Source organism: Acidovorax sp. BoFeN1, from assembly GCF_003345135.1.
GTDB lineage: Bacteria > Pseudomonadota > Gammaproteobacteria > Burkholderiales > Burkholderiaceae_C > Acidovorax > Acidovorax defluvii.
Genome location: NZ_QOZT01000165.1, coordinates 1 through 1,372 on the forward strand (window position 1 = coordinate 1; position 1,372 = coordinate 1,372).

A 1,372-nucleotide genomic window follows, 5' to 3' on the forward strand; every position below is an offset into this window, starting at 1 on the left:
CGCTCTACAAAGTCCACCTTGGCGCGAAAGCGGCGGGCGGCGTCGGGGTCGGCCTCTTGCAGGGCGTAGTACTCCTCCACCGATCCGATCAGCACGATCTTGACTTCCACATCCACGGGCTCGGGCAGCAGCGCGGCGGGCGCGCCGGGGCCGTGGGCGGCGGGGCCGCCACCGCCTGCGCCTTCTTCGATCTGCAGGCGGCCGCAGCGCAGAAAGCGGCGCAGGCGCGGCCACAGGCCTTCTTCGGCCGCCACGTCCTGCAGGTGCAGCAGGATGAAGCCGCCGTGCGCCTTGAGCAGGCTGCCGGCCAGGATGCCGGTGTGGTCGGACTGCACGGTGTCGGAATCCAGCCCGTGCTCGATGCTGCCGAACAGGGTGCGTGCGGTGGGGTGGTCTTCCACCACCACGGGGGCGGCGGTGCGGCCGTCGTTGTCCACCACCAGGTTCACCTGGCAGCGGGCCAGCAGGTCGTCCAGCGCGTCCTTGCGGTCGGCTTCGGCGTCGCTGTCGGGCTCCTGGTCGTGCAGGGGCTCGAACAGGTCGATGTGCTCGAGCAGCGCGCGCTCCACGCGCTCCAGCCATTGCGAAAGCTTGGCGCCGTCCTTGATCTGCTTGCGCAGGCCCTGGCGCAGTCCGTCCAGGCCTTGCTCCACCAGCGGCTTGATGGTGTGGCGGCGCAGGGCGGCCAGGGCCTCGTCGCGGGCGCGTTCCAGCGGGCGCATGGTGTCCAGAAAGCGGCCGATCTCGGCGCGCAGGGCTTGCTCGGCCAGGTCGATTTCGGCGCGGCGCTCGGGCGGCAGGGCGCGGGCCTCGGCTTCGGTCAGCGGCTGGCCGCGCGCGCCCGTGAGGGTGAACACCATCTGCCCGCCTTCGCGCGTCAGGTTGAACTGGCGCGCCTTGGCAAATTCGTCGAGCTGTGCAAACGCGGCGGATTCCTGCGCCTGCCACTGCTGCTGCAGGCGCCCGGCTTCGGCCTTGAAGTCGGGGCTGGCCAGGCGCTTGGGGATGTCGGCCTGCAGGTTGCGCGCCACGTTGCCCATGCCCTGGCGCAGCTGCCGGCCCTGGCCTGCGGGCAGGCGCAGTGCGCGGGGGCGCTCGGGGTGGTCAAAGTTGTGCAGGTAGCACAGGTCGGGCGGCACGGGGCGCTGGGCGGCGGCCTCGTGCATGGCCTGGCGCAGCAGCGATGCGCGGCCGCTGCCCACTTCGCCCAGCACAAACAGGTGGTAGTCGGGCTGCTGCAGGTTCAGGCCAAACTGCGCGGCGGCCTGGGCGCGCTCCTGGCCGATCCAGGGCAGGGGCTGGCCTTGCAGCTCGGCGGTGGTGGCGAAGCCCAGGCTGGCGGGGTCGATGATCAGGCGCAGTTGGTGGGGGG

Annotated in this window: 1 protein-coding gene; it reads right to left on the minus strand. The window is 71.9% G+C overall.

Annotated elements, in window-relative coordinates; translation table 11 throughout:
• The coding region (locus DTW89_RS19045) for an AAA family ATPase (RefSeq protein WP_147277685.1) at nt 1-1,372 on the minus strand (1,372 nt) is incomplete at both ends.